The organism is Streptomyces sp. 150FB (assembly GCF_000818195.1).
GTDB lineage: Bacteria > Actinomycetota > Actinomycetes > Streptomycetales > Streptomycetaceae > Streptomyces.
This window is the reverse complement of record NZ_JTHL01000001.1, coordinates 6,230,667-6,256,845: the sequence shown is the minus strand read 5'-3', so window position 1 is coordinate 6,256,845 and position 26,179 is coordinate 6,230,667. Positions and strand designations below refer to the sequence as shown.

Here is a 26,179-nt window from a genome sequence, read left to right as displayed (position 1 = left end):
CCAGTCACTGGTGGGCGTGTCGGCGGCCGGCTTCTCGTCGGCGGCGCCCGCGCCCGTACCCCGTCCGTCGGCCGGCTCCTGGGCCGCCTCGGGGCGCGGGACGGCGCCCGTGCGCTCACTGCTCGGCCCGGCCGGAGCGCCACGTCCGTCGATGGACTCGCTCTCGCCCATGGGCGTACGCATGACGACAGGCGGAATCGGCCGCGAGCCCGGGATGTTGATCCGGATACGCGTGGTCAGAGTGGTCTCGGTTCTCGGCTCGTCCGGCCGCGGCGCGGACTCGGCGTCAATCTCCTCCGGAGCGTCCTGCTGGGGATGCAGCGACGGATACTGGCGTGATCCGTACGGCGGTGTCCCCGAGGGGTACGCGGCTCCGCCGCGCCCCTGGGGCCCGGAGGACGAACTGTCAGTTTCACGACTCAAGGCAGGTTCTCCCGGTTGGCTCCGCCGCCCGTTTCTTGCTGGTACTCAACTGTTCAGGTCCCCCATGCCGGAGGCGAGGGGAGGGCCCGGAGCGCGCACCACCATACTGGCCTCCGCGGACAGACATCCGACGGCCGTGTGAAGCGGTTGCAACGCCGACCGTACGGACATGGTCAATTCAGCAGCAGACGGGCGCGTCACTTCCCAAGTCGGCCGGGCTCCGCGCCCGGTTGCGGCAACCGCGACATGGTGGCACAGATCACAGCCACCAAAGCGCCACCGAGCAGGTAGACGAGCGGGCCGAGACCTCCCGAGAAGACCGCGTCGCCCTCGGGCCTGCCCAGGCTGAGCAGGATGACGGCGACCAGCCAGCCGAGCGCCGGCGCCCCCACCCCGAGCTGGGTGCCGGTCAGCCGCAGGCCCCCGATGAAGAGCCCGGCGGTGGCGAGCAGCGCCAGCACCAGACCGCCGGGGAACAGGCCGCCCTGGGCGAGGGCGCCCGCGACACCGACGACGGCGCCGAGCACGACCAGGCCGAGGTAAGCGGCGATCCGGCCGGGCCCGGGCCCCTGGCCGGAACCCGCGCCCGACCCCGCGCCCGTACCCGAACTCACGTCCGAACTCACGCGATTGCCCGCATTCGCACGACCGCCCGGGCTCATGCGACCACCCCGGCGAAAAGATCACTCTCACGCTCACCCGACGGCGCGCCTGAGGTGCCGTGCACCAACTGGTAGTACTCCGTCGCGAACATCGGCTGCCCCAGGTCGTTCGAGAGGGCGAAGACCGGCCCGTCCACGGCGATCTGGCTGGCGTGCGCGCGCAGCGCGGCCGTCTTGCGGTCGGCGTACGCGGTGCCGTCGATCGCCGCCGTGATCCGCGCGTCGTCGACCACGCCAGGGATGTCGTCGATCCCCGCGATCCCGGGGAAGTCGGTGCCCGTGGCGCGCAGTCCGGCCAGGCCCTCGTCGGCGACCGAGCGCGGCACCCGGTTCCAGTAGATCTTCCCGACGGCGTGCGGGGCGCCGAGGCCGGCTCCGTACGTGGCGTCCGCCGCCAGCTCGGCGGCGCGTGTGGCGACGCGGTGCGCCTGGATGTGGTCCGGGTGGCCGTAGCCGCCGTTCGGGTCGTACGTGACGAGCACCTGCGGGCGCACGGCACGGATCACCTCGACGAGGTACGGAGCCGCGGCGTCGACGTCCGCGTGCCAGAAGGCGTGCTCGCGGTCGTTCTGCTCCGTACCCATCATCCCGGAGTCCCGGTATCTGCCGGGGCCGCCGAGGAACCGGTGGTCGGTGACGCCCAGCGCGGCCATCGCCGCGGCGAGTTCACCGACGCGGTGCGGACCGAGACGGTCGTCCCTGGCCGCCGCGAGGTGGGCGAGGTCAGGTGGGATGACGTCGCCCTCCTCGCCCAGCGTGCAGGTCACCAGGGTGACCTGGGCGCCCTCGGCCACGTACTTGGCCATGGTGACGCCGTTGTTGATCGTCTCGTCGTCAGGGTGCGCGTGCACCAGCAGGAGACGGCGGGCGGGGGAGTCGGTCATGGAAACAGCCTACGAGGGCGCCCCCGCGGCCCCGGGAGCGGGCGTCCGGTCACAGGGGCGCGGTGCCAGGTCACCGGGGGGAGCCAGGTCGGCCAGGCCGGAGGTGCCCGGTCAGGGACGTCGGAGGTGCCCCGTCAGGGACACGAAGGCCCGGTCAGAACTTGATCCCGCCGAGCATGCTCGCCACGTTCGAGGTCAGGTCCCTGACCGTCGGGGCGATGGTGGAACTGGCGAGATAGAAGCCGAGCAGCATGCAGACCACCGCGTGTCCCCCCTTGAGCCCGGATTTCCGGATGAGCAGGAAGACGACGATCGCCAGCAGCACGACCACCGAAATCGACAGGGCCACGGCGGTTCACCTCCATAAATATTCGATCGGGTAGACGCAACCTGCATGTGCCGGAAGGTTCTTACCCACCAAGCGCTACGGATCATAACTATCCGTGCCAACGCATCGATCGGTGCACAGCAGCACTATGGGGGCGCACGAGCGCTAGGTTCGGTCATATGACCTTGCGGCAGCAGCTCTCGTTCCCACGTCAGTACGCCAGGACCCAGCGGTTCACACTCGGTGCCCCGCGGGCCTTCACCGTGTCGCCGGACGGGGCGCGCGTGGTGTTCCTGCGTTCCTCCTCCGGCACCGACCGGGCGAACCAGCTCTGGGTGCTGGACCTTGACGGCCCCGCCAGAGCCGTACGTGAGCGCGCGGTCGCCGACCCCCTGGAGCTGCTCGGCGGCGCCGAGGAGGACCTCTCGGCCGAGGAGCGCGCGCGGCGCGAGCGGACCCGTGAGGGCGCGGGGGGAATCGTGGGCTACGCGGTTGACGACGCCGTCGAACTGGCCGCCTTCGCCCTGTCGGGACGGCTGTTCACCGCCGGGCTGCGGGACGGCACGGTCAGCGAACTGCCCGTCCCAGGACCGGTGCTCGACCCCCGCCCCTCGCCGGACGGGCGGCACGTCGCGTACGTGGCCGACGGCGCGCTGCGCGTGATCGGCGCCGACGGGCGGGGCGACCGCGCCCTCGCCGAGCCCGAGAGCGGCGATGTCACGTACGGTCTCGCGGAGTTCATCGCGGCCGAGGAAATGGCTCGATATCGCGGGTTCTGGTGGGCGCCCGAATCGGACAGGCTGCTGGTCGCGCGCGCCGACACGACGGACGTGCGGCGGTGGTGGATCTCCGACCCCGCGCACCCGGACCGGCGGCCGACGGAGGTGGCGTACCCCGCCGCGGGTACGCCCAACGCCGAGGTACGGCTCTTCCTCCAGGGCCTGGACGGCACGCGCACGGAGGTGGTCTGGGACCGGGCGCGTCACCCGTATCTGGCGCGGGTGCACTGGTCGGCCTCCGGGGCGCCGCTGCTGCTCGTACAGACCCGCGACCAGCGCGGACTGCTGTATCTGGCGGTCAACACGGACACCGGCGCGACCAGGATGGTGCACCACGACGAGGACCCGATCTGGCTGGAACTGTTCTCCGGCGCGCCCGCCTGGGCGCCGGACGGCCGGCTCGTGCGGATCGCCGACGAGGGGGGCGCACGCGTCCTGGTGGTCGGCGACCGGCCGCTGACGGGGCCCCAGCTCCATGTGCGCGGGGTGCTCGACATCGGCGACGGCGACGTCCTGATCTCGGCGTCGGCGGGCGAGGACGCTCCGGAGCCGGAGACGGGCGAGATCCATGTGTACCGGGTCAACGAACTGGGCGTGGAGCGCTTCTCGGCCGGTCCCGGCGTCCACACGGCCGTACGCGGCGGCCGGGTCACGGTCCTTGTTTCGGCCAGGCCCGCGTCGCCGGGGGCCGCCGTACAGGTACTGCGGGACGGCGACCCGCTGGCCACCATCGCGTCGTACGCCGAACAGCCGCCGCTCACGGCCCACGCACGGCTCACCGAGGCGGGCGCGCACCGCATCCCGTGTGCCGTACTGCTCCCCACGGACTACCGGGAGTCGGACGGCCCGCTCCCCGTCCTGATGGACCCGTACGGCGGCCCGCACGGCCAGCGCGTCCTGGCCGCGCACAATCCGCACCTCACCTCCCAGTGGTTCGCCGACCAGGGCTTCGCGGTGATCGTGGCGGACGGCCGGGGCACCCCGGGCCGCTCGCCGGGCTGGGAGAAGGCGGTCCACCGGAACCTGCCGCTGGTCCTCGACGACCAGATCGAGGCGCTGCGGGACCTGGCGGACCGGTTCCCGCTGGACCTCGGCCGGGTGGCGATGCGCGGCTGGTCGTTCGGCGGCTACCTGGCCGGCCTCGCCGTCCTGCGCCGCCCCGACGTCTTCCACGCGGCCGTCGTGGGTGCGCCGGTCACCGATCTGCGGCTGTACGACACGCACTACCAGGAGCGCTACCTCGGCACCCCCGAGGACGAGCCCGAGACGTACGCGTTCAACTCACTGGTCACGGACGACGGCCTGTCGGCCCCGGAGAACCCGGCCCGCCCCATGATGATCATCCACGGCCTCGCCGACGACAACGTCCTGGTCGCCCACAGCCTGCGGCTCTCCTCGGCACTCCTGGCGGCGGGCCGCCCGCACGAGGTGCTGCCGCTGACGGGTGTGACGCACATGACACCGCAGGAACAGATCGCGGAGAACATGCTGCTGCTCCAGGTCGACTTCCTGAAGCGCGCCCTGGGCCTCGCCCCGAAGGCCTGAAGGCCGGCCCGGAAAGCCCACACCGGAAAAGGCGACCGGCCGGGACCCTGAGGTCCCGGCCGGTCTACGGCACCCGCACGGCCGTACGGCGTTCAGCCTGACGCTTCCGTATATCCGGGTCGCGTCCGCCAAGTTGCCTGCGTGTTAAAGAAATTGGTGTGATTTACGGTGTTTCGTCATCCGGGTCCCGGCCCTCGTACGGCAGGGTCTCCGTCGTCCGCCCCTGGTTGCCCTCCGTCGGTACGATCTGCTTCTCCTCCGCGAAGTGGCACGCCGACGGGTGCGCCGTGGGTCCCGGCAGGTCCCGGAAGGCCGGGGGGACCGTCAGCAGCGGGACCTCCAGCGCGCACCGCTCCTGCGCCTTCCAGCAGCGGGTGCGGAAGCGGCAGCCCGACGGCGGGTTCGCCGGGGACGGTACGTCGCCGACCAGGATGATCCGGTCGCGGTGGTCCCGCAGCGTCGGGTCGGGCAGCGGTACGGCGGAGAGCAGCGCCTGCGTGTACGGGTGCGTCGGGTGGTCGTAGATCTCCTCGTCCGTGCCCATCTCGGCCAGCCGCCCCAGGTACATCACGCCGACCCGGTCGGAGATGTGCCGCACGATCGACAGGTCGTGCGCGATGAAGATGTACGACAGGTTGAACTCCGCCTGGAGCCGCTCCATCAGGTTGATCACCTGCGCCTGCACCGACACGTCCAGCGCCGAGACCGGCTCGTCGGCGACGATGATCTCCGGCTGGAGCGCGAGACCGCGGGCGATGCCGATGCGCTGGCGCTGGCCGCCCGAGAACTGGTGCGGATAGCGGTTGATGTACTCCGGGTTCAGGCCCACGACGTCCAGCAGGTCCTGCACCTTGCGGCGCCGGTCACCCTTCGGTGCCACCTCGGGGTGGATCTCGTACGGCTCCCCGATGATGTCGCCGACCGTCATACGCGGGTTGAGCGAGGTGTACGGGTCCTGGAACACCATCTGGATGTTCCTGCGCACCGCCTTCAGCGCCCGCCCGGAGAGACGGGTGATGTCCTCGCCCTTGTAGAGGATCTGGCCCCCCGTCGGACGCTCCAGGTTGACCAGCATCTTCGCCACGGTCGACTTGCCGCAGCCGGACTCCCCCACGATGCCGAGCGTTTCGCCGGCGTCCAGCGAGAAGGTGACCCCGTCGACCGCCTTCACCGACCCGACCTGGCGTCGGAACAGGATCCCCTGGGTCAGCGGGAAGTGCTTGACCAGGTCGCGCACTTCCAGAATGGGTTCAGCCACGGATTGCCTCCGTCCAGAAGTGGCAGGCGCTGCGGCGGGTCGCCGACACCTCGTAGAGCGGCGGCTCGTCCGTCGTGCACACGTCCTGGGCGAGCGGACAGCGCGGGTGGAAGGAGCAGCCCGACGGGATGTTGAGCAGGTTCGGCGGCAGCCCCTTGATCGCGTACAGCTCCTGGCCCTTCTGGTCCAGCCGCGGGATCGAGTCGAGCAGGCCCCGGGTGTACGGGTGGGCGGGCGCCTTGTAGATGTCGTGCACCGGGGCGGTCTCGACGATCCGGCCCGCGTACATCACCGCGATCTTGTCCGCCACGTCAGCGACCACCCCGAGGTCATGGGTGATCAGGATCAGCCCCATGTTCAGCTCCCGCTGGAGTTCGGCCAGCAGCTCCATCACCTGGGCCTGGATGGTCACGTCGAGCGCGGTCGTCGGCTCGTCGGCGATGATCAGCGACGGTTCCAGCGCCAGCGCCATGGCGATCATGATGCGCTGGCGCATGCCGCCGGAGAACTGGTGCGGGTAGTCCCCCACCCGCTCCCTCGCCGCCGGGATCCGTACCCGGTCCATCAGCTCGACGGCCTTCGTCCTGGCGTCCTTGCGCGACAGGCCCTGGTGCACGATGAACATCTCGCCGAGCTGCGCGCCCACGCTCAGCACCGGGTTGAGCGAGGAGAGCGCGTCCTGGAAGATCATTGCCATCCGCCGGCCCCGGATCCTGCGCCGCTCCTCCTCCTTGAGTTTCAGCAGGTCCTGGCCCTGGAAGAGCACCTCACCGCCGGTGATCCGGCCCGGCGGCACGTCCAGGATGCCCATGACCGCCTGAGCGGTGACGGACTTGCCCGACCCCGACTCGCCGAGCACGGCGAGCGTCTCGCCCTCGTCGACCGAGTAGCTGACGCCGTTGACGGCGTTGACGACTCCTTCGCGGGTGCGGAACTCCACTTCCAGGTTTCGCACTTCGAGCAACATGAATCGCAACTCCTCAGCGCAGCTTGGGGTCGAGGGCGTCGCGCACCGCGTCGCCGAGCATGATGAAAGCGAGCACGGTGACGGCCAGCGCGCCGGCGGGCCAGAGCAGCATGTGCGGCGCGTTGCGGATGTTCGGCGAGGCGTTGGAGATGTCGATGCCCCAGGAGACGGTCGGCGGTTTGAGGCCGACGCCGAGGAACGAGAGGGTCGCCTCCAGCGAGATGAACGTACCGAGCGCGATGGTCGCCACGACGATCACCGGCGCGATCGCGTTGGGCATGATGTGCCGCAGCAGCATCCGGGAGCTGGATGCGCCGAGGGCGCGGGCCGCCTCGACGAAGTCGTTGTTCTTGATGGTGATGACGGAGCCGCGCGCGATACGGAAGATCTGCGGCCAGCCGAGGAGCACCATGAAGCCGACCACCGGCCAGACGCTGGAGTTGGTCACCACGGACAGCAGCACCAGACCGCCGAGGATCACCGGGATGCCGAAGAAGATGTCGGTGAGCCGGGAGAGGATCGCGTCCGAGTACCTGCCGTAGAAGCCGGCGAGGCCGCCGAGGACCGACCCGAGGATGGAGACGCCGAGCGTGGCGCAGACGCCGACGGTGACCGAGGCGCGCGCGCCGTACACCGTACGGGTGTAGACGTCGCAGCCCTGCGCGTCGAAGCCGAAGGGGTGTCCAGGGGCCGAGCCTTCCTGAGCCTTGGCGAGGTTGCAGGAGAGCGGGTTGAGCGAGGTGATCGACTGCGGCCAGATCGCGATGACGATCAGGAACAGGATGATCAGCCCGGAGATGATGAAGATGGGGTTGCGGCGCAGGTCGCGCCAGGCGTCGGACCACAGCGAGCGGGCCTGCCCCGACGGCGCGCCGCCCTCGGGTGCTCCGCCGCCCTCCAGGCTGATCCCCTCGCTCGCGGCGAGGTCCATCGGGCCGCCGGCTCCGGTGGCGGCGATCGCCTCGTCGCCGGGCTCGGGACTCCGCGGCTCAGGCATACCGGATCCTCGGGTCGAGAACGGCGTAGAGGAGGTCCACCAGCAGGTTCGCCACCAGGAAGACGATGACCAGGACGGTCACGAACCCCACCACGGTCTGGGTGTTCTGGCGCAGGATGCCCTGGTAGAGCTGGAATCCGACGCCGTGGATGTTGAAGATCCGCTCGGTGACGATCGCGCCGCCCATCAGCGAGCCCACGTCGGTCCCGATGAAGGTGACGACCGGGATCAGTGAGTTGCGCAGCAGGTGCCGGACGATCACCCGGCGTCTGGGCAGTCCCTTGGCGGTGGCGGTACGTACGTAGTCGGCGCGCGCGTTCTCGGCGATGGAGGTCCGGGTCAGCCGGGTGACGTAGGCCAGCGAGACGGAGGCGAGCACCAGCCCCGGCACGATGAGTTCGTCGAAGGGCGCCGACGAGGAGACGGACGGCTCGATGATGTTCCACTTCACGCCCAGCAGGAGCTGCACGATCAGACCGGTGACAAAGGTCGGTACGGAGATCACGACCAGCGTCAGCAGCAGCACGCCCGTATCGACGGGCCGGCCCCGGCGCAGTCCGGTGATCACTCCGAAGATGATGCCGATGATGATCTCGAAGATGATGGCCACGATCGTCAGCCGGATGGTGACGGGGAAGGCCTGCCCCATCAGGTCGATGACCTTCTGCCCGTCGAAGGCGGTGCCGAAGTCGCCGGTGAACACGTGCCCCATGTAGGTGAGGTATTGCTGCCACACCGGCTTGTCGAGGCCGAAGTCCCTGCGCAACTGGGCCTCGGTCGTCGGGTCGCACTGCCGATCGCCGCAGAGGCCGGCGATGGGGTTGCCCATCACATTGACCATGAGGAAGATCAACAGCGTGGTGCCGATGAAGACCGGGATCATCTGCAACAGGCGCCGGATCACATAACGTCCCATCAGGCGCTCCGGGTGTCGTGGGATACGGGGTGCGTGCGGGGCCGCGGAAACGGCGGGCGGCCCGGCGCGGGGGACGCGCCGAGCCGGGCACCGTCCGGGGTCACTTCACCGTGATCTCGTTGTAGACCGGGACGCTGAAGGGGTTCAGCGCGACATGGGTGATGCTGTCCGAGTAGCCGGCGCTGCCGTTCTGGTACCAGAGCGGGATGGCGGCCATCTGGTCCCGTACAACGCCTTCCGCCTGCTGGAACAGCGCGATCGACTTCGGCCTGTTCGTCTCCGAGTTCGCCTGGTTGATCAGCTTGTCGAACTGGGGGCTGGTGAACCTGCCGTCGTTGGACGAGGCGTTGGTGAAGTAGAGCGGCTGGAGGAAGTCCTGGATCAGCGGGTAGTCCATCTGCCAGCCGGCCCGGAAGGGGCTGGTCAGCTTGCGCTGGCCGATCTGGTTGCGGAAGTCGGCGAAGGTGCCGACGGGTTTGCCCACGCACGCCCGGTCGTTGCCCAGCACGTTGTTGATGTTGTTGCAGACGGCGTCGACCCACACCTTGTGGGAGCCGGTGTCCGCGTTGTACGAGATGGTCATCCGGCCGCCGGGCAGGCCCCCGCCGGACTGGATCATCTTCTTCGCCGCCGCCGCGTCGAAGTCGCACCGCGCACCGCAGAGCCCGGCCTTGTAGCCGCCGGCGGCGCCGAGCACCGGGGACGTCCAGTCGGTGGCCGGTGTGCGGGTGTTCTCGAAGATGGTGCTGGTGATCTGCTTGCGGTTGATCGCCATGGACAGGCCGGTGCGCAGCTTGACCCCGTTCGCCCCGCTCCACGCCTTGTCGTAGAAGGGGAAGGCGAGGGTCTGGATGATGCCGGCCGGTGTGTTGATGTAGCGGCCGCTCAGGTCCGCCTGCACGTTCTTGAGCTGCGAGGAGGGGATGTCGTCGACGAGGTCGAGGTTGCCGGCGGTGAGGTCCGTGTAGGCGGTGTTGTTGTCGGTGTAGACCTTGAGATCGACACCGCCGTTGGCGGCCTTGTCGGGGCCCGGGTAGCCCTTCCAGGTGCGCAGGCTCATCTGGGAGCCCTTGGCGTAGTTCTGGATGGTGTACGGGCCGTTGCCGATGGGCTTGGCGAGCCAGGCCGCGTGGTTCTTGAAGAACGTGGTCGGCAGCGGCGCGAACGCGGCGTAGCCGAGGGTGTCCGGCCAGGTGGAGAACTTCTGGGACAGCCGGACGGTGAAGGTCTGCGGGCCGGTGACCTTGAGGCCCGACATGGTCGCGGCCTTGGGCTGTCCCGAGTTCGGGTGGACCTGGGTGTATCCGTCGATGTACTGGAAGAACGAGGAGTTGAGCTGGTTGTTCTTGAGGTTCGCCCCGTAGTTCCAGGCGTTCACGAAGGACTTGGCCGTGACCTTCTCACCGTTGCTGAAGGTCCAGCCGTTCTTCACGGTGACGGTGAAGTTCCGCGCGTCCTTGGTCGTGATGCTCTGGGCGAGCGCGTTCTCCGCCTTGGCGGTCTTGGGGTTGTAGCGCTTGAGTCCCCGGAAGATCAGGTCGAGGACCTTGCCTCCCTGCACCTCGGTGGTGTTGGCCGGCTCCAGCGGGTTCTGCGGGTCGCCCCAGGAGGCACTCACGACTCCGTTCGCGCCTCCGCCGCCTCCACCGCTGCCCCCGCCCCCGCCACAGGCCGTCGCGGCAAGGGCGACGGCAACCGCGCATGCGGCCCACTTGGCGTGTGTGGCTCCGCGCATGGAGTGCCTCCTCTATGTCGCACATCTCTGTCGCACATCGGATCTAGGCCAAATATCGCCGCAAGATGTGCACAGTGCGCCCTTATCGGGGGCCATCCGTGTCCGTCCGTCACAGGAAGAGAAAGCCGGGGGAAAGCCGGAGGAGATACGGAAACGGCGGCGCCCGGACCAGTGATGGTCCGGGCACCGCCGTGCGCGTACGGGTCTCCCGTATACGTGTGTCCCGCGTACGGGTCGGGGATCAGGCCGCGTGGACGACGTCCTTCTCCTCGGCGAAGTGGCACGCCGACTCATGGGCGACGGGACCCTCCACGCTCTTGAAGCGCTCGGGGATCGCCAGCAGCGGTACCTCGGTCGCGCACAGGTCCTGCGCCTTCCAGCAGCGGGTACGGAAGCGGCAGCCCGACGGCGGGTTCGCCGGCGACGGCACGTCCCCGGTGAGGATGATCCGCTCGCGCCCTTCGCGCGCCTCCGGGTCGGGCACCGGGACCGCCGACAGCAGCGCCTGGGTGTACGGGTGCGTCGGGTGGTCGTAGATCGAGCTGTCCGAGCCGATCTCGGCCATCTTGCCGAGGTACATCACGCCGACGCGGTCGGAGATGTGTCGCACGATCGACAGGTCGTGCGCGATGAAGATGTAGGACAGGTTGAACTCGTCCTGGAGCTTCTCCATCAGGTTGATGACCTGCGCCTGCACCGACACGTCGAGCGCGGAGACCGGCTCGTCGCAGATGATGATCTCGGGGTTGAGAGCCAGGCCCCGGGCGATGCCGATGCGCTGGCGCTGGCCGCCCGAGAACTGGTGCGGATAGCGGTTGATGTACTCCGGGTTCAGACCCACGACGTCCAGCAGGTCCTGCACCTTGCGGCGCCGGTCACCCTTCGGCGCCACCTCGGGGTGGATCTCGAAGGGCTCCCCGATGATGTCGCCGACCGTCATACGCGGGTTGAGCGAGGTGTACGGGTCCTGGAACACCATCTGGATGTTCCTGCGCACCGCCTTCAGCGCGCGTCCCGACAGCTTGGTGATGTCCTGGCCCTTGAAGAAGACCTCGCCGGCCGTCGCCTGCTCCAGCGTCATCAGCAGCCTCGCGACCGTGGACTTGCCACAGCCGGACTCGCCGACGATGCCCAGGGTCTCGCCCTGGAACAGGTCGAAGGAGATGCCGTCGACGGCCTTGACCGCGCCGACCTTCCTCTTGAACATGATCCCCTGCGTCAGCGGGAAGTGCTTGACCAGATTCCGCACCTGGAGGATCGGCTCACCGCGCTCGACCGGCGCTGTGAGCGCCGCGTCGATCTCGGTCTCGGTGACGGCGTCCGAGATCTCGGTCTTCGCCAGGTTCGGGGTGGCGTCCACCGGCTCGTTGTTCTTGCTGAGCTCAGCCACGGAGCGTCTCCTTCCAGAAGTGACAGGCGCTGCCGCGACCCGCCAGCTCGGCCCCTTCGGGACCGGTCACCTGGAGCAGCGGCGGTTCGTCCGTACGGCAGATGTCCTGCGCCTTGGGGCAGCGCGGGTTGAAGGCGCAGCCCCGCGGGATGTGCAGCAGGTTGGGCGGCAGGCCCTTGATCGCGTACAGATCCTGGCCCTTCTGGTCCAGCCGCGGAATCGACTGGAGCAGACCCTGGGTGTACGGGTGGGCGGGCGCCTTGTAGATGTCGTGGACCGGGGCGGTCTCTACGATCCGGCCCGCGTACATCACCGCGATCTTGTCGGCGACGTCCGCGACCACGCCGAGGTCATGGGTGATCAGGATCAGGCCCATGTTCAGCTCACGCTGCAACTCGGCCAGCAGCTCCATCACCTGGGCCTGGACCGTCACGTCGAGCGCGGTCGTCGGCTCGTCGGCGATGATCAGGTCGGGCTTGAGCGCCATCGCCATGGCGATCATGATGCGCTGGCGCATACCGCCGGAGAACTGGTGCGGGTAGTCCCCCACCCGCTCCCTGGCCGCCGGGATGCGCACGCGGTCCATCAGCTCGATGGACCGGGCCTTGGCGTCCTTCTTCGACAGGCCCTCGTGGACCCGGAACATCTCGCCGAGCTGGTAGCCGACGGAGAGCACCGGGTTCAGCGAGGAGAGCGCGTCCTGGAAGATCATGGCGATCTTGCGGCCGCGGATCTTCCGCCGTTCCTCGTAGGACATGGTGAGCATGTCCTCGCCGCGGAAGAGGATCTCTCCCTTGGGTATCCGGCCGGGCGGCATGTCGAGAATGCCCATGATCGCCTGCGCGGTCACCGACTTCCCGGAGCCGGACTCGCCGAGCACGGCGAGCGTCTCACCCGCGTTGACCGAATAGTTGACGCCGTTGACGGCCTTGGCGACGCCGTCACGGGTGTGGAAGTCCACGTGCAGATCACGGACTTCGAGCAGCGGGACGCCACTCTCGTCCTTGACGCGCCGGGATGGGCTGGTGTCCGTTGTGTCAATGGTGGTCACGTACGCCTCCCTCAGCGCAGCTTGGGGTCGAGAGCGTCGCGCACCGCGTCGCCGAGCATGATGAACGCGAAGACCGTGACGCTCAGCATGGCCGCGGGGAAGAACAGCGTGTGCGGGGCGTTACGGATCACGTTCGAGGCGGACGAGATGTCCGTACCCCAGGAAACCGTCGGATCGGCGAGGCCCATGCCCAGGTAGGACAGGGTCGCCTCGGCGGAGATGTAGCCGCCGAGCGCGATCGTCGCTACGACGATCACGGGTGCGATGGCGTTCGGCAGGATGTGCTTGATCAGGATGCGGGCGGTGCCGGCGCCGAGCGCCTTCGCCGCCAGCACGTAGTCCGCGTGCTTCGTGGTGATGACCGCACCGCGCATGACGCGGGCGATCTGGGTCCAGCCGAGGAAGGCCAGGGCCCCGATGACCACGATGACGTTCCGGTCGGTGAAGGCGTTGAGCACGACCAGCGCGCCGAGCAGGAACGGAATGCCGAAGAAGATGTCGGTGATACGGGACAGCAGCGCGTCGAGCCAGCCGCCGAAGTAACCCGCCATCATGCCCAGCAGGCCGCCGAGGACGGTCACCAGGACGGTGGTGCCGACGCCGACCTCCACCGATGCCCTGGTCCCGAAGATGATCCGGGTGTAGATGCTCCGGCCCTGGCCGTCGTAGCCGAACCACTCCGGGGAGAAGAAGTGTCCCCAGGCGGGTCCGGTCAGGTAGTGGTGCTGAAGGTCGCCCTGGCGCGGGTCGGCGCTGGTGAACAGCGACGGGAAGAGGACGATGACCAGCAGCAGCAGGACCAGCGTCGCCGAAATGATGAAGAAGGGCTTGCGGCGCAGGTCGTACCAGGCGTCGCCCCACAGGCCGCGGGGCTTCTCCGTCTTGGCTCCTTCGGGGCCGGCCGGGTCCGCCGTCACCGCCGGCTGCTCGTCGGCCGGCTTCACCGGGGACTTCGTGGTCTCAGGCATACCGGATCCTCGGGTCCAGGACCGCATACAGCAGGTCGATGATGAGGCTCATGGCGAGGTAGATGAGGACCAGGATCGTGACGATCCCGACCATGGTGGTGCCCTCGCGACGGATCAGAGCCTGGTACAACGCACCGCCGACACCCTGGATGTTGAAGATGCCCTCGGTGACGACCGCGCCGCCCATCAGGGCGCCGAAGTCGGTACCCAGGAAGGTCACGACGGGTATGAGGGAGTTGCGCAGCAGGTGGTTGACGACGATGCGCCTGCGGGGCAGCCCCTTGGCCATGGCGGTACGCATGTAGTCGGCCCGCTGGTTCTCCGCCACGGTGGTGCGGGAGAGCCGGGCCACGTACGCCAGGGAGAGCGAGCCGAGGACGATCGCCGGTAGAACCAGTTGGGCGATGTCCGTGGAATTCTGCACGGTTGGCGTGACCCAGCCGAGCCAGGTCGCGAAGACCTGCCGGAAGATGTAGCCGAGCACGAAGACCGGTGTCGAGATGACCAGCAGCGTGAGCACCAGAACGAAACTGTCGGCCGCGCCGCCCCGGCGCATACCGGTCCACACACCGAGCGCCAGGCCGATGACCATCTCGAAGATCATGGCCATGATCGTGAGCCGGATGGTGACAGGGAACGCCTGACTCATCTGCTCGGAGACCGGCCTGCCTGCCACGGTGACACCGAAGTCACCCTTGAACAGGCCGCCCATGTAGTCGAGGTACTGCTGCCACAGCGGCTTGTCCAGGCCGAACTGGTGCCGCAGAGCCGCGAGTTGGGACGGGTCTGGAATCTTGTCGCCCCACAGGGCCCGGATCGGGTCGCCCGGCAGGCCTCTGATCATGAGGAAGATAAGCAAAGTGGTCCCGATGAAGACCGGGATCATTTGGAGCAGTCGCCGTGCGACATAGCGCCCCATGGGTGCCTCCGTTCTGGTCGGCCGGAAGCGGCCGGTTCCCCGATAAGGTCCCCGGCCGCCCCCGTAGCCCGCGGCGCGCCGTGTCCGGCGCGCCGCGGAACCGTCAATCCGACAATGCCTACTTCTTCACCGTCACGCCGGTGAGGATCGGGTCGCCGGCCTGGTCGTACTTCACGTTGGAGACCTTCGTCGAGAAGCCCGAGTTCAGGTTGTAGTACCAGAGCGGGATGGACGGGAAGCTGTTGACCAGCTCCGCTTCCGCCTTCTGGTACGCCGCGGCGGACTCGTCGACCGTCTTGGCCTGGTCGGCCTCCTTGGTCAGCGCGTCGAACTTCTTGTCCGAGAAGCCGCCCGAGTTACCGGCGACGCCGGTGCCGTAGAGGTCACGGAGGAAGTTGCCGTTGAACGGGTAGTCCAGCACCCAGCCGGACCGGTAGAACGACTTGACCTGGTGCGCGTCACGAATCTGCGTGTCGGTCTGGAAGTCCGGCTTGGAGTCACCGGTGCAGTCCACGCCGGTCGCCTGGCGGATGCTGTTGCAGACAGCGTCCACCCACTCCTTGTGACCGCCGTCAGCGTTGTACTGGACGGTGATCTTGTTGCCCGGGACACCGCCGCCGGCCTTGATCAGCGCCTTGGCCTTGGCCGGGTCGTACGAGCAGAACTCGCCGCACGCGCCCGCCTTGTAGCCCAGCACACCCTGCGCGACCCAGCCGGTGGCGGGGGTACGGGTGCCCTGGAGGACCGTCTTGGTGATGGTGTCGCGGTCGATCGCCATCGAGAGGCCCTGGAGGACCCGGACGTCGATGTCCTTCCACTGCTTCGTGTAGAACGCCGGGTTGATCGTCTGGATGGCCGAGTAGGACTCGGTCACCGCACGGTCGCCGAGGTCGCTCTTGTAGTTGGCGAGGCTGCTCGGCGGGATCTGGCGGATGATGTCGAGGTTGTTCGACAGCAGGTCCTGGTAAGCGGCGTCCTCGGTGGCGTAGTTCTTGAAGACCACACCGCCGTTCTTCGCCGGGTCGGGGCCCTTGTAGTCCGCGTTCTTGCTGACCGTGATCGTCTTCTTGTGCTGCCAGCTGTCGAACTTGTACGGACCGTTGCCGACCGGCTTCTCGCCGTAGGCCTTCGGGTCCTTGTAGAAGGCCGCGGGCAGCGGGTCGAACGCCCGGTAGCCCAGCTTGTACTGGAAGTAAGGAAGTGCGGAGGTCAGCGTGATGGTGAAGGTGTTGTCGTCCACCACCTTCAGACCGGACATCTTGTCGGTCTTCGGCGCGCCCTTCTCCGGGTGCACGTCGGTGTAACCGGCGATGTCGGAGAACCAGGAGCTGCTGATCTGGTTGCTCTTGGTGTCAGCGGCCCAGTTCCACGCGTCGACGTAGGACTTGGAAGTCACCGTCTCGCCGTTGGTGAACTTCCAGCCCGGGTTGAGCTTGACCGTCCAGACCTTGTTGTCCGAGCTCGTCACCGACTGCGCGTTCACGTTGGTGATCTTGCCGTTGCCGGGCTCGTACTTCACCAGGCCGACAAAAAGGGCGTCGATCACGCTGGCGCCGTACGACTCCTGCGTGTTCGCGGGCTGGAGCGCGTTCTGCGGCTCGCCCGAGTCGAAGACGACCTTCCCGTTCGGGTCGGCAGCCCCCTTGTCGCTGGAGCTGTCACCGCCACCGCCACCACAGGCCGTTGCCGCCAAGGCGACGACAGCCGCCCCCACTACCCACTTGGCGCTCTTGGCACCACGCATGGGTTCCTCCTCATGAGTCCACTAGTCACTACAAGAAGGGCACTGTCTACGCGCGCTGACACCCCTGCCGACGTGCTCCCCAAATGCCCTGAAGTGTGCTCGTGAGTCGGCGCTCCCCATCGCGCATGACCCATTGACCCGAGCTCAATGGAGCCAACTATTAAGTACAGCCGGGCCGTAAACCACAGCTAAAGGGTCTCGTTTTGACAACATCAGCGAGTCGCACTTGCCTGATATCTGGACAAAGCGAGCACAGACAGACACCCCCGAAACGGACCGTTAACACCACTTCCGGAGAACAGGGTCCGGAATCCGGACGCTCCGGGCAGAAAAACGGGTTGACGAACGGCCCGGCACCACGCGAATTCGCGGGTTCCGGGCCGTTCGTCGTGACACGCTGTCAGGCTCTGTGTGAATTTTAGGTCACACGTGCTTGGCGCGGGAAGCCGCGCGGCCACGCTGCTTCTGGTCCAGGACGACCTTGCGGATCCTGACCGTCTCCGGGGTCACCTCGATGCACTCGTCGTCGCGGCAGAACTCCAGGGACTGCTCCAGCGACAGCCTGCGCGGCGGCACCACGTTCTCCGTGGTGTCGGCGGAGGCGGCTCGCATGTTGGTGAGCTTCTTCTCCTTGGTGATGTTGACGTCCATGTCGTCGGAGCGCGAGTTCTCGCCGACGATCATGCCCTCGTAGACCTCGGTGCCGGGCTCGGTGAAGATGACCCCGCGCTCCTGGAGGTTGACCATGGCGAAGGGAGTCACCGAACCGGCGCGGTCGGCGACGAGCGAGCCGTTGTTACGGGTCCGCAGATCGCCGAACCACGGCTCGTGGCCCTCGAAGATCGAGTGGGCGATGCCCGTACCGCGGGTCTGGGTGAGGAACTCCGTACGGAAGCCGATGAGCCCGCGGGACGGGACGATCCACTCCATCCGGATCCAGCCCGAGCCATGGTTGGTCATGGTCTCCATGCGGCCCTTGCGGACCGCCATGAGCTGGGTGATGGCACCGAGGTGCTCCTCGGGGCAGTCGATCGTCATGCGCTCGATCGGCTCGTGCAGCTTGCCGTCGATCTGCTTGGTGACGACCTCCGGCTTGCCGACGGTCAGCTCGAAGCCCTCGCGGCGCATGGTCTCCACGAGGATCGCCAGCGCCAGCTCACCACGCCCCTGCACCTCGTACGTGTCGGGGCGCTCGGTGTCCAGGACCCGCAGCGAGACGTTACCGATCAGCTCGCGGTCGAGACGGTCCTTGACCTGGCGGGCGGTGACCTTGTGGCCCTTGCCGCCCTTGCCGACCAGCGGCGAGGTGTTCGTACCGATGGTCATCGAGATCGCCGGCTCGTCGACGGTGATCAGCGGCAGCGCGATCGGGTTCTCGGGGTCGGCCAGGGTCTCGCCGATCATGATGTCCGGGATACCGGCGATGGCGCAGATGTCGCCGGGGCCCGCCTTCTCGGCGGGCTTGCGGGTCAGCGCCTCCGTCATCAGCAGTTCGGTGATGCGGACGTTGGACATCGAGCCGTCACGCTTGATCCAGGTGACGGTCTGGCCCTTCTTCAGCTCGCCCTGCTCGACGCGGCAGAGCGCGATACGGCCGAGGAAGTTGTCGGCGTCCAGGTTGGTGACATGGGCCTGGAGCGGCGCGGCCTCGTCGTACTCCGGGGCCGGGACACTCTGAAGGATCGTGGTGAAGAACGGCTCCAGGCTGTCGCTGTCCGCCGGGACCGTACCGTCGTCCGGCTTGGTCAGCGAGGCGATGCCGTCGCGGGCGCAGGCGTAGACGATCGGGAACTCGATCTGGTCCTCGTCGGCGTCGAGATCGAGGAAGAGGTCGTACGTCTCGTCGACGACCTCGGCGATCCGGGCGTCGGGGCGGTCGGTCTTGTTGATGCACAGGATGACGGGCAGCCGGGCGTCCAGCGCCTTGCGCAGGACGAACCGGGTCTGGGGCAGGGGGCCTTCGGACGCGTCGACGAGCAGCACGACCGCGTCGACCATCGACAGGCCCCGCTCGACCTCACCACCGAAGTCGGCGTGGCCGGGGGTGTCGATGATGTTGATCGTGATCACATCGCCACCCGTCTTCGGGTGGTACTTCACGGCGGTGTTCTTGGCCAGGATCGTGATGCCCTTCTCACGCTCCAGGTCGTTCGAGTCCATCATCCGGTCGTCGAGGTGCTCGGCGGCGTGCGCGGCGAAAGCGCCGGCCTGCTTCAGCATGGCGTCGACCAGAGTGGTCTTGCCATGGTCGACGTGGGCGACGATGGCGACGTTACGGATGTCGTGGCGCGTGGGCATGCTGGCTGGCGCTTCTCTCGATCGTGGGATGCGGCGATTTCCTCTTCCGCCCGCCGGGCAGACACGCCACGGCTTGTCCCATGGTACGGGCCTTGCGGCGCCGGGGGGTTCCCGGTGCGATCGGGAGGGCCGGGCGGGGCCCGGCGGGGCTTGATATCGGTGGTCGGCACCGGCAGGGGAGGCAGCGGTGCCGAACGGGTACGCGGGGTGCTGAGCTGCCCGGGTCGTGGCAGATACGAGCTTGCCCGCCGGACCGGCCGGCGGGCAAGCTCTTCCGGTCGGAACTCAGCCGAAAAATCGGCTCCGACCAGCAACTTCTTCTTGGCGTCGCGCTTCGGCCGCTACTTCTTCGCCGGAACTTCAGCTCCCGAGGCGCCGGCCTTGCGGAAGCCGATGTCCTGGTAGCGGGGGACGGCGAAGCCGAAGGCTCCCGCGTTCGCGAGGGAGCGCTTGGCGGCGACGAGCTGCGGACGCTGATACAGCGGAATCGATCCTGCCGCCGCCCAGATCCGGGCGTCGGCCTGCTTCATCAGGTCGCGGGCGGCACCCTCGTCCAGCTCGCCGGCCGCCTGGTCGAAGAGCTGGTCGATGTGGTCCGTACCGACGCGGGTGTAGTTCTGCTCCACGATGAGCGAACCGTCCGACGCCGGCACGGGCTTGGCGAAGATCGGCCGTCCGTCGGTGGCCGGGTAGGCGGTGGCGGGCCAGGAGTAGAGCGCGAGGTCGTAGTCGCCCGAGGCGATGTGGTCCTTGAAGAAACTGTCGTCGGCGACCTTGGTGATCTGCGTACGGATGCCCACGTGTTCCAGCATCCGCGAGATCCGCGTCCCCACGCCGCGCAGTGTCGCTGAGTCCTCGCCCGACGGGAGGACGAAGCGCAGGAGGAGCGGCTTGCCGTTCTTGCCGAGCGGACCGCGCTTCTCGGCCGCGGGGGCCGCCGTACCCCGCGGGGCGTACGCGCCCGCCATGCCGCCGGGCTTCTGGTCCTTGGCGGCCTCGGCCTCGGGGGCGCCGGCCTGGGCGGGCTTGTCGTCGGAGGCGTCGCCGGAGCCGGCGGAGGACTTGTCGGCGCCGCTCCGGTCGTCCGACTTCTTCTCGTCGGACTTCTTCTGGTCCTTCTCTTCCTTCTGGCCCTTCTCTTCCTTCTTCCCGTCGGACGTGTCCGCCGGGGTCTTCTTGTTCTCGCCCTCGCTGCCCGCCTTCGTGTCCCCCTTGATCCTGAGCGCCCCGTCCGCCGTCCAGCCCGCGTCGCCCAGCAGCGCCTGCGCCTCCTGGGTGTCCTGGTCGCCGAGTGCGTCGCTGCTGTCCGCGTACGCCTGCTGTCCCGCCAGGGCCAGGTGGCTGCCCAGCGCGTTCGCCGGCAGTCCGAGCGGCTTCAGCACGCTCTCCGCCAGCTCCTTGCGGTCGAGCGCGCGCGCCACCGCCCTGCGTACCCGGTCGTCGGAGAGCGGGCCCGACTCGCCGTTCAGGGCGAGCTGCGTGTAGGAGGGGGCGAGCGACTTGCGGACCACGTAGTCGCGCAGGGAGATCTGTTCGACCGCGAACCGCGTCGCGGCCCGCACCGTACGTTCGTTCTCCTCGCCCTCCTCACCCGCCGCCCCCGACTTCCCGTCGTGGTCCGCCTGCTGGCCGGCGGCGGGCGCCGAGGCGGTGGCGGTCGCCCGTACCCTGCCCGCGGCCTTGTCCGCGTCGTGCTTGGCCGAGGAGATACGTTTCACCACGCCGCTGTCGACGTCCGCGAGGTCGAGCTTGCCCGCCGCGAGGGCGGCGGCGCGCTGGCCGGCCGGAACGGCGCGCAGGACGATCGAGTCGAGCTTGGCCCTGCTCCCCCACCAGCGGGGGTTGCGGACGAGGACGGCTTCCTTGCCCTCCCGGTCCAGCTTCTCCAGCGTGAAGGGCCCCGCCGAGTCCTTCAGGGTGTTCCTGGAGCCGTCGTTGAAGGCGTTGGCGTTGCCGGTCACGGTCTTCGGGTAGAGCGGGCTGAAGAGAGACTTCCAGTCCGCGTAGGGCTTGTTGAAGGTGACGCGCACCTCCAGGTCGTTCGCCCCGCGCTCGATCTTCTCGATCCGCTCGTACCCCGCGTTCCGCGCGGTCCAGAACGCCGAGTCCTTGCCGCGCAGCGCCTGCCACTGGGCGACGAAGTCCGGTGCGCCGATCTCCCGTCCGTCGCTCCAGACCGCCTGCTGGTCGAGCTTGTAGAGGACGACCTGCTTGGGCTCGCGGTCGACGATCTTCGCGGTCTCCAGGTAGTCCGGGTTGAGCCGCGGACGTCCGTTGTGGTCGATCGTGAACAGCGAAGGCAGTACGGCGCCGGCGATCCGCGCGGTGGAGGCGTCGGCGTCGGCCTGGAAGACATTGAGCGTCGCGGGCATCGCGTCCATCGCCCAGCGCAGGGTGCCGCCGTCGGCGACCGCTCCCCGGCCCGCCGGGGAGATGTCGGCGGCGGCCGCATGGCCTGCGGCGTCGTCCTGGTCGGAGCTGCACGCGGCCAGGGCGGGCAGGGCCAGAACACCGGTGGTGAGGAGCGCGACGGAGCGGAGCGTTCGGGAGCATGTCCTCCCGCGTGGGGCGCCGACGTGGGACATGGCGATACCTCTTCGTCCTTTTTGGTGGAATTTATAGATGATCACACCTATTGCCCACCCACTGAAGGGGACGGAGGAGCGGGGGCGACGCAGACACGGCGGCCGGAGCGGCAAACCTCACCCGCCCGGAGCAATCACCGCCGAACGGCCGCCGAACCGGCGCGCCGAACCGCCCCGGAGCCACCCTCGCGCCACTCCCGCAACACCTCCGGAACGCTCCCCAAAAGGAGGGGTGCGGGGGTCTTGCGCTCAAGGCTTGTGACGCGCGACACTCGTAAGTGCATACAGTATCCAATCCTGGACCCCGCATATCCCCAAGCGACTGCGGAAGTGAGGGCACACCATGTCCCTGCAGGACGAACTGACAGCAGCCAGACGCTGCCTCGATGACCTGACCCGCACGGTCGCCCGGCTGGAACAGCGGCTCGCGGAGCAGAGCGAGCAGGACGGCCGGAGCGGCCAGGAAGCGGGGCCGCGGGCACCCGCCCGCGCCGTGCACCTGGTGAGCATCCCCGACACCCCGTACAACCACGCCCTGTGGACGGACTCGGACGACGAAGGAGTCGGCGTCAGCTACCGGCGCCCCTGACCGAACAGCGGTTCCCCCGCCTGCCCATAACCGCAGACAGCAGCAGCCCGCGCCCCCAAGTGGACGCGGGCCACTGCCATGTGGGCCCGCGCCGGATCGCTACGCACCCTTGTGAAAGGGGTGTGTGACGCGCGACACTCTCAGGCGCATACAGAGATCCCCGGGGCCGCTCCCCGGACTCCCGCATGCCACCCGCGAGCGCGGAAGTGAGGGCACCTCCATGTCCGTACAGGAAGATTTGACAGCCGTCAGACGCTGCCTCGACGACCTGGTCCGCACGGTCGGACGGCTGGAACAGACTCTCGCCGAGCCCGGCGGGAAAGAGCTTCGGCCCCAGTCGGCCGGCCGCGCCGACGACCTGGTCAGCATCCCCGACACCCCGTACAACCACGCCCTGTGGACGGACTCGGACGACGAAGGCCTGGGCGTACGCGACCGGCGTGCTCCTTAGGAGAGAACTCGTTGGCCACCAGCACCGAACCCCCACCACCCCCCGTCGCACCCCCCGTCAGCACCGGACGCCGCGGCGGTACGGGCGTGCACGACGCCTCGCGCGCCGCCATCGCTCCGCGCCATCTGCGCACCGACCGCTGGTGGCTGGAGCCCGCCCTGACGACGGCCGGGCTGCTCGCCTTCATCGTCTACTCCACCTGGCGCGCCTTCGCCAACTCCTTCTACTACCAGGCCCCTTACGTCTCCCCGTTCTACTCGCCCTGTGTGGCGCAGAACTGCGAGACGATGCGGCACGGCCCCAACTGGGATCTGTTCGGGAGCTGGTGGGGGCTGTCCCCCGCCCTGATCATCCTGATCTTCCCGCTGGGTTTCCGGCTGACCTGCTACTACTACCGCAAGGCCTACTACCGGGGCTTCTGGGCCTCCCCGCCCGCCTGCGCGGTCGCCGAACCGCACACCGCGTACAGCGGCGAGACGCGGTTCCCGCTGATCCTCCAGAACATCCACCGCTACTTCTTCTACGCGGCAGTGCTGGTCGCCTGCGTCCTGACGTACGACACCGTGCTCTCCTTCCGCGACGAGAGCTACGCCTGGGGCCACATGGGTCTCGGCTCGCTGATCTTCGTCGCCAACATCGTGCTGATCTGGGCGTACACCCTGTCCTGTCACTCCTGCCGCCATGTCATCGGCGGCCGGCTGCGGCACTTCTCCAAGCATCCGGTGCGCTACCGGCTCTGGGGCTGGGTCGGGAAGCTGAACAACCGGCATATGCAGCTCGCCTGGGCGTCGCTGATCAGCGTCGCCGTGAGCGACTTCTATGTCTATCTGCTCAGCTCCGGTGCCTTCGACGATCCGCGCTTCTTCTAGGGAGAGCCTGCACACATGACGCAACTGGAACGCCGGCAGTGGGATGTCGTGGTGGTGGGCGCCGGAGGCGCCGGGCTGCGGGCCGCCATCGAGGCGCGCGAGCGCGGCGCCCGTACCGCTGTCATCTGCAAGTCCCTGTTCGGCAAGGCCCATACGGTGATGGCCGAGGGCGGGATCGCCGCCTCCATGGGCAATGTGAACTCCCGCGACAACTGGCAGGTGCACTTCCGGGACACCCTGCGCGGCGGGAAGTTCCTCAATCAGTGGCGGATGGCCGAGCTGGTCGCGAAGGAAGCGCCGGACCGGGTCTGGGAGTTGGAGGCCTGGGGCGCGCTCTTCGACCGTACGGCCGACGGCAAGATCTCGCAGCGGAACTTCGGCGGACACGAATACCCCCGCCTCGCCCATGTCGGCGACCGGACGGGCCTGGAGCTGATCCGTACCCTCCAGCAGAAGATCGTCTCGCTCCAGCAGGAGGACTTCCGCGAGTTCGGGGACTACGAGGCGCGCCTGAAAGTCTATCAGGAGTGCACGGTCACGCGGGTGTTGAAGGACGGCGACCGGGTCGCCGGCACCTTCTGCTACGAGCGCGAGTCCGGAGACTTCTTCGTGCTCCAGGCGCCGTCGGTCGTGCTCGCCACCGGCGGCATCGGCAAGTCCTTCAAGGTGACATCGAATTCGTGGGAGTACACCGGCGACGGGCACGCGCTCGCGCTGCTCGCCGGCGCTCCCCTGCTGAACATGGAGTTCGTGCAGTTCCATCCGACCGGGATGATCTGGCCGCCGTCCGTGAAGGGGCTGCTCGTCACCGAGTCGGTGCGCGGCGACGGCGGGGTGCTGCGCAACGCCGAGGGCAAGCGGTTCATGTTCGACTACATCCCGGACGTGTTCAAGGAGAAGTACGCGGAGTCCGAGGACGAGGGCGACCGCTGGTACGACGACCCTGACACCAACCGGCGCCCGCCCGAGCTGCTCCCCCGCGACGAGGTGGCCAGGGCCGTCAACTCCGAGGTCAAGGCGGGCCGCGGCTCCCCGCACGGCGGTGTCTACCTCGATGTGTCGACGCGGATGCCGGCAGACGTCATCAAGCGCCGGCTGCCGTCGATGTACCACCAGTTCAAGGAGCTGGCCGATGTCGACATCACGGCCGAGCCGATGGAGGTCGGGCCGACCTGCCACTACGTGATGGGCGGCGTGGCCGTCGACTCGGACACGGCAGCCACCCCCGGCGTACGGGGCCTCTACGCGGCCGGTGAGGTCGCGGGAGGCATGCACGGCTCCAACCGCCTCGGCGGCAACTCCCTGTCGGACCTGCTGGTCTTCGGGCGGCGGGCCGGTCTGTACGCGGCCGAGTACGCGGCCGGACTCGGCGAGGGTGGACGCCCCGCCCTCGACGAGGACCGGATCGAGGAGGCGGCCGCCGAGGCCCTGCGCCCCTTCCACCCGGCGGGATCGCCCGAGGGCGGCGGGGGCGCGGGGTCCGACGGGTCCGACGGCGACCGCGACGGGCCGCGCGAGAACCCGTACACCCTGCACCAGGAGCTCAAGGAAACCATGAACGACCTCGTCGGCATCATCAGGCGCGAGGGCGAGATGGAGCAGGCCCTCGAAACGCTGGCCGAACTGCGCGTACGGGCACGGCGCGCCACCGTCGAGGGGCACCGGCGGTTCAACCCGGGCTGGCACCTCGCGCTCGACCTGCGCAACATGCTGCTGGTCAGCGAGTGCGTCGCACGCGCCGCCCTGGAGCGTACGGAGAGCCGGGGCGGCCACACCCGCGAGGACTGGCCCGGCATGGACCTCGACTGGCGGCGGATCAACCTCCACTGCACCCTCGCCGGTCCCGCGTCCGACTCCCCGACCGGCCGGGCCGGCGGTCAGATCGCGCTCACGCGGGAGACGACCGAGCCGATCCGTCCCGACCTGCTCGCCCTGTTCGACAAGGAAGAGCTGGTCAAATACCTCGCCGAACAGGAGCTGCACGAATGAGCCCGAGCGCTGTTCCCGCTGTTTCCACCACGTACGAGGCCACGTTCCGGGTCTGGCGCGGCGATGCGGACGGCGGTGAGCTGAAGGACTACACCGTCGAGGTGAACGACGGCGAGGTCGTTCTCGACATCATCCACCGCCTCCAGGCCACCCAGGCGGGCGATCTGGCGGTGCGCTGGAACTGCAAGGCGGGCAAGTGCGGTTCGTGCAGCGCGGAGATCAACGGCCGCCCGAGGCTGCTGTGCATGACCCGGATGTCCGTCTTCAGCCGCGAGGAGACGATCACCGTCACCCCGCTGCGCGCCTTCCCCGTGATCAGGGACCTGGTGACCGACGTGTCCTTCAACTACGCGAAGGCGCGCGAGATCCCGGCGTTCGTGCCACCGCCGGGGGTGGCCGCGGGTGAGTACCGGATGCAGCAGGTGGACGTGGACCGCTCGCAGGAGTTCCGCAAGTGCATCGAGTGCTTCCTCTGCCAGGACACCTGCCATGTGGTGCGTGACCACGAGGAGAACAAGAACGCTTTCGCGGGGCCGCGCTTCCTGATGCGGGTGGCAGAGCTGGACATGCATCCGCTGGACGCGGCCGGGGAGTCGGGGCTCGACCGGAAGAAGACGGCTCAGGACGAGCACGGTCTCGGGTACTGCAACATCACTAAGTGCTGTACGGAGGTGTGCCCCGAGGGCATCAAGATCACGGACAACGCGCTGATCCCGCTGAAGGAGCGGGCGGCGGACCGGAAGTACGACCCGCTGGTGTGGCTGGGCAACAAGATCATGCGGCGCGGCCAGTAGCGGGGCGGGCGTAAGCGCGGGGGTCCGCGTCCGTCCTT

The 26,179-nt window shown here is 68.5% G+C and carries 21 protein-coding genes and 1 pseudogene; 6 read left to right on the top strand and 16 right to left on the bottom strand.

Annotated elements, in window-relative coordinates:
- The 4 genes and pseudogenes from QR77_RS49150 to QR77_RS27030 all read right to left on the bottom strand — a co-directional run.
- A pseudogene (locus tag QR77_RS49150) lies at window positions 1–423 on the bottom strand (hypothetical protein); the annotation flags it as partial.
- A gap of 197 nt (window positions 424–620) precedes the next feature.
- Window positions 621–1,085 (bottom strand): DUF6113 family protein, encoded by a 465-nt coding sequence (locus QR77_RS27040; protein WP_236710829.1) that lies wholly within the window; start codon window positions 1,083–1,085, stop codon window positions 621–623.
- Window positions 1,082–1,969 (bottom strand): N-acetyl-1-D-myo-inositol-2-amino-2-deoxy-alpha-D-glucopyranoside deacetylase, encoded by an 888-nt coding sequence (mshB, locus tag QR77_RS27035; protein WP_040024657.1) that lies wholly within the window; start codon window positions 1,967–1,969, stop codon window positions 1,082–1,084. The genes QR77_RS27040 and mshB overlap by 4 nt, the downstream gene beginning before the upstream one ends.
- Before the next feature lie 154 nt (window positions 1,970–2,123).
- Window positions 2,124–2,318 (bottom strand): hypothetical protein, encoded by a 195-nt coding sequence (locus tag QR77_RS27030; protein ID WP_040024656.1) that lies wholly within the window; start codon window positions 2,316–2,318, stop codon window positions 2,124–2,126.
- 158 nt (window positions 2,319–2,476) lie between these two features.
- On the opposite strand from QR77_RS27030, the gene QR77_RS27025 reads away from it, so the two are divergent.
- The gene (locus QR77_RS27025; RefSeq protein ID WP_040024655.1) at window positions 2,477–4,621 is read left to right on the top strand and encodes a prolyl oligopeptidase family serine peptidase; all 2,145 of its coding nucleotides are present in this window, start codon (window positions 2,477–2,479) and stop codon (window positions 4,619–4,621) included.
- A 163-nt stretch (window positions 4,622–4,784) separates the two neighbouring features.
- Here the strand turns inward: QR77_RS27025 and QR77_RS27020 are convergent, their stop codons facing one another.
- The 12 genes from QR77_RS27020 to QR77_RS26965 form a co-directional block, all read right to left on the bottom strand.
- On the bottom strand, window positions 4,785–5,879 hold the full coding sequence (locus QR77_RS27020) for a dipeptide ABC transporter ATP-binding protein (protein WP_052489094.1): 1,095 nt from the start codon (window positions 5,877–5,879) through the stop codon (window positions 4,785–4,787).
- Window positions 5,872–6,846 carry an ABC transporter ATP-binding protein gene (locus QR77_RS27015; RefSeq protein WP_040024654.1) on the bottom strand — a complete coding sequence of 325 codons (975 nt, stop codon included), beginning with the start codon at window positions 6,844–6,846 and terminating at the stop codon, window positions 5,872–5,874. The genes QR77_RS27020 and QR77_RS27015 overlap by 8 nt, the downstream gene beginning before the upstream one ends.
- Window positions 6,847–6,859: 13 nt before the next feature.
- A complete protein-coding gene (locus tag QR77_RS27010; protein ID WP_040024653.1) occupies window positions 6,860–7,843 on the bottom strand; it encodes an ABC transporter permease in 984 nt (327 codons plus the stop codon).
- On the bottom strand, window positions 7,836–8,759 hold the full coding sequence (locus tag QR77_RS27005; protein ID WP_040024652.1) for an ABC transporter permease: 924 nt from the start codon (window positions 8,757–8,759) through the stop codon (window positions 7,836–7,838). The genes QR77_RS27010 and QR77_RS27005 overlap by 8 nt, the downstream gene beginning before the upstream one ends.
- 100 nt (window positions 8,760–8,859) lie before the next feature.
- The gene (locus tag QR77_RS27000; protein WP_040024651.1) at window positions 8,860–10,494 is read right to left on the bottom strand and encodes an ABC transporter substrate-binding protein; all 1,635 of its coding nucleotides are present in this window, start codon (window positions 10,492–10,494) and stop codon (window positions 8,860–8,862) included.
- Between the two features lie 241 nt (window positions 10,495–10,735).
- Window positions 10,736–11,884: a dipeptide ABC transporter ATP-binding protein gene (locus tag QR77_RS26995; RefSeq protein WP_040024650.1), complete on the bottom strand. Its 1,149-nt coding sequence runs from the start codon at window positions 11,882–11,884 to the stop codon at window positions 10,736–10,738.
- Window positions 11,877–12,935 (bottom strand): ABC transporter ATP-binding protein, encoded by a 1,059-nt coding sequence (locus QR77_RS26990; RefSeq protein WP_040024649.1) that lies wholly within the window; start codon window positions 12,933–12,935, stop codon window positions 11,877–11,879. The genes QR77_RS26995 and QR77_RS26990 overlap by 8 nt, the downstream gene beginning before the upstream one ends.
- 11 nt (window positions 12,936–12,946) lie before the next feature.
- On the bottom strand, window positions 12,947–13,903 hold the full coding sequence (locus tag QR77_RS26985) for an ABC transporter permease (RefSeq protein WP_040024648.1): 957 nt from the start codon (window positions 13,901–13,903) through the stop codon (window positions 12,947–12,949).
- Window positions 13,896–14,822, bottom strand: coding sequence for an ABC transporter permease (locus QR77_RS26980; protein ID WP_040024647.1), 927 nt, complete (start codon window positions 14,820–14,822; stop codon window positions 13,896–13,898). Before QR77_RS26980 ends, QR77_RS26985 begins: the two co-directional genes overlap by 8 nt.
- 118 nt (window positions 14,823–14,940) lie before the next feature.
- Window positions 14,941–16,566, bottom strand: coding sequence for an ABC transporter substrate-binding protein (locus tag QR77_RS26975; protein ID WP_040024646.1), 1,626 nt, complete (start codon window positions 16,564–16,566; stop codon window positions 14,941–14,943).
- A 423-nt stretch (window positions 16,567–16,989) separates the two neighbouring features.
- The gene (gene typA / locus QR77_RS26970) at window positions 16,990–18,864 is read right to left on the bottom strand and encodes a translational GTPase TypA (protein ID WP_040024645.1); all 1,875 of its coding nucleotides are present in this window, start codon (window positions 18,862–18,864) and stop codon (window positions 16,990–16,992) included.
- 341 nt (window positions 18,865–19,205) lie between these two features.
- On the bottom strand, window positions 19,206–21,449 hold the full coding sequence (locus QR77_RS26965; protein ID WP_040024644.1) for an ABC transporter family substrate-binding protein: 2,244 nt from the start codon (window positions 21,447–21,449) through the stop codon (window positions 19,206–19,208).
- A 343-nt stretch (window positions 21,450–21,792) separates the two neighbouring features.
- Here QR77_RS26965 and QR77_RS26960 point away from each other — a divergent pair, with 343 nt between their 5' ends.
- The 5 genes from QR77_RS26960 to QR77_RS26940 all read left to right on the top strand — a co-directional run bounded on the left by QR77_RS26960 (window position 21,793) and on the right by QR77_RS26940 (window position 26,141).
- Complete coding sequence (locus QR77_RS26960) at window positions 21,793–22,038, top strand: hypothetical protein (RefSeq protein WP_040024643.1); 246 nt, start codon at window positions 21,793–21,795, stop codon at window positions 22,036–22,038.
- A 220-nt stretch (window positions 22,039–22,258) separates the two neighbouring features.
- On the top strand, window positions 22,259–22,489 hold the full coding sequence (locus QR77_RS26955) for a hypothetical protein (protein WP_040024642.1): 231 nt from the start codon (window positions 22,259–22,261) through the stop codon (window positions 22,487–22,489).
- Window positions 22,490–22,575: 86 nt separating this feature from the next.
- On the top strand, window positions 22,576–23,358 hold the full coding sequence (locus QR77_RS26950; RefSeq protein ID WP_052489093.1) for a hypothetical protein: 783 nt from the start codon (window positions 22,576–22,578) through the stop codon (window positions 23,356–23,358).
- Between the two features lie 15 nt (window positions 23,359–23,373).
- Complete coding sequence (locus QR77_RS26945) at window positions 23,374–25,347, top strand: fumarate reductase/succinate dehydrogenase flavoprotein subunit (protein WP_040024640.1); 1,974 nt, start codon at window positions 23,374–23,376, stop codon at window positions 25,345–25,347.
- Window positions 25,344–26,141 carry a succinate dehydrogenase/fumarate reductase iron-sulfur subunit gene (locus QR77_RS26940; protein WP_040024639.1) on the top strand — a complete coding sequence of 266 codons (798 nt, stop codon included), beginning with the start codon at window positions 25,344–25,346 and terminating at the stop codon, window positions 26,139–26,141. Before QR77_RS26945 ends, QR77_RS26940 begins: the two co-directional genes overlap by 4 nt.
- The last annotated feature ends 38 nt before the right edge of the window (window positions 26,142–26,179 follow it).

Bases quoted from the DNA above. Each gene is read 5' to 3' on its own strand.
- QR77_RS27015 (WP_040024654.1), bottom strand. From the start codon at position 6,846: ATGTTGCTCGAAGTGCGAAACCTGGAAGTGGAGTTCCGCACCCGCGAA.
- QR77_RS26985 (WP_040024648.1), bottom strand. From the start codon at position 13,903: ATGCCTGAGACCACGAAGTCCCCGGTGAAGCCGGCCGACGAGCAGCCG.
- QR77_RS27005 (WP_040024652.1), bottom strand. From the start codon at position 8,759: ATGGGACGTTATGTGATCCGGCGCCTGTTGCAGATGATCCCGGTCTTC.
- QR77_RS26965 (WP_040024644.1), bottom strand. From the start codon at position 21,449: ATGTCCCACGTCGGCGCCCCACGCGGGAGGACATGCTCCCGAACGCTC.
- QR77_RS26975 (WP_040024646.1), bottom strand. From the start codon at position 16,566: ATGCGTGGTGCCAAGAGCGCCAAGTGGGTAGTGGGGGCGGCTGTCGTC.
- QR77_RS26945 (WP_040024640.1), top strand. From the start codon at position 23,374: ATGACGCAACTGGAACGCCGGCAGTGGGATGTCGTGGTGGTGGGCGCC.
- mshB (WP_040024657.1), bottom strand. From the start codon at position 1,969: ATGACCGACTCCCCCGCCCGCCGTCTCCTGCTGGTGCACGCGCACCCT.
- typA (WP_040024645.1), bottom strand. From the start codon at position 18,864: ATGCCCACGCGCCACGACATCCGTAACGTCGCCATCGTCGCCCACGTC.
- QR77_RS26955 (WP_040024642.1), top strand. From the start codon at position 22,259: ATGTCCGTACAGGAAGATTTGACAGCCGTCAGACGCTGCCTCGACGAC.
- QR77_RS26980 (WP_040024647.1), bottom strand. From the start codon at position 14,822: ATGGGGCGCTATGTCGCACGGCGACTGCTCCAAATGATCCCGGTCTTC.
- QR77_RS27040 (WP_236710829.1), bottom strand. From the start codon at position 1,085: ATGAGCCCGGGCGGTCGTGCGAATGCGGGCAATCGCGTGAGTTCGGAC.
- QR77_RS27025 (WP_040024655.1), top strand. From the start codon at position 2,477: ATGACCTTGCGGCAGCAGCTCTCGTTCCCACGTCAGTACGCCAGGACC.
- QR77_RS27000 (WP_040024651.1), bottom strand. From the start codon at position 10,494: ATGCGCGGAGCCACACACGCCAAGTGGGCCGCATGCGCGGTTGCCGTC.
- QR77_RS26960 (WP_040024643.1), top strand. From the start codon at position 21,793: ATGTCCCTGCAGGACGAACTGACAGCAGCCAGACGCTGCCTCGATGAC.
- QR77_RS26940 (WP_040024639.1), top strand. From the start codon at position 25,344: ATGAGCCCGAGCGCTGTTCCCGCTGTTTCCACCACGTACGAGGCCACG.
- QR77_RS27010 (WP_040024653.1), bottom strand. From the start codon at position 7,843: ATGCCTGAGCCGCGGAGTCCCGAGCCCGGCGACGAGGCGATCGCCGCC.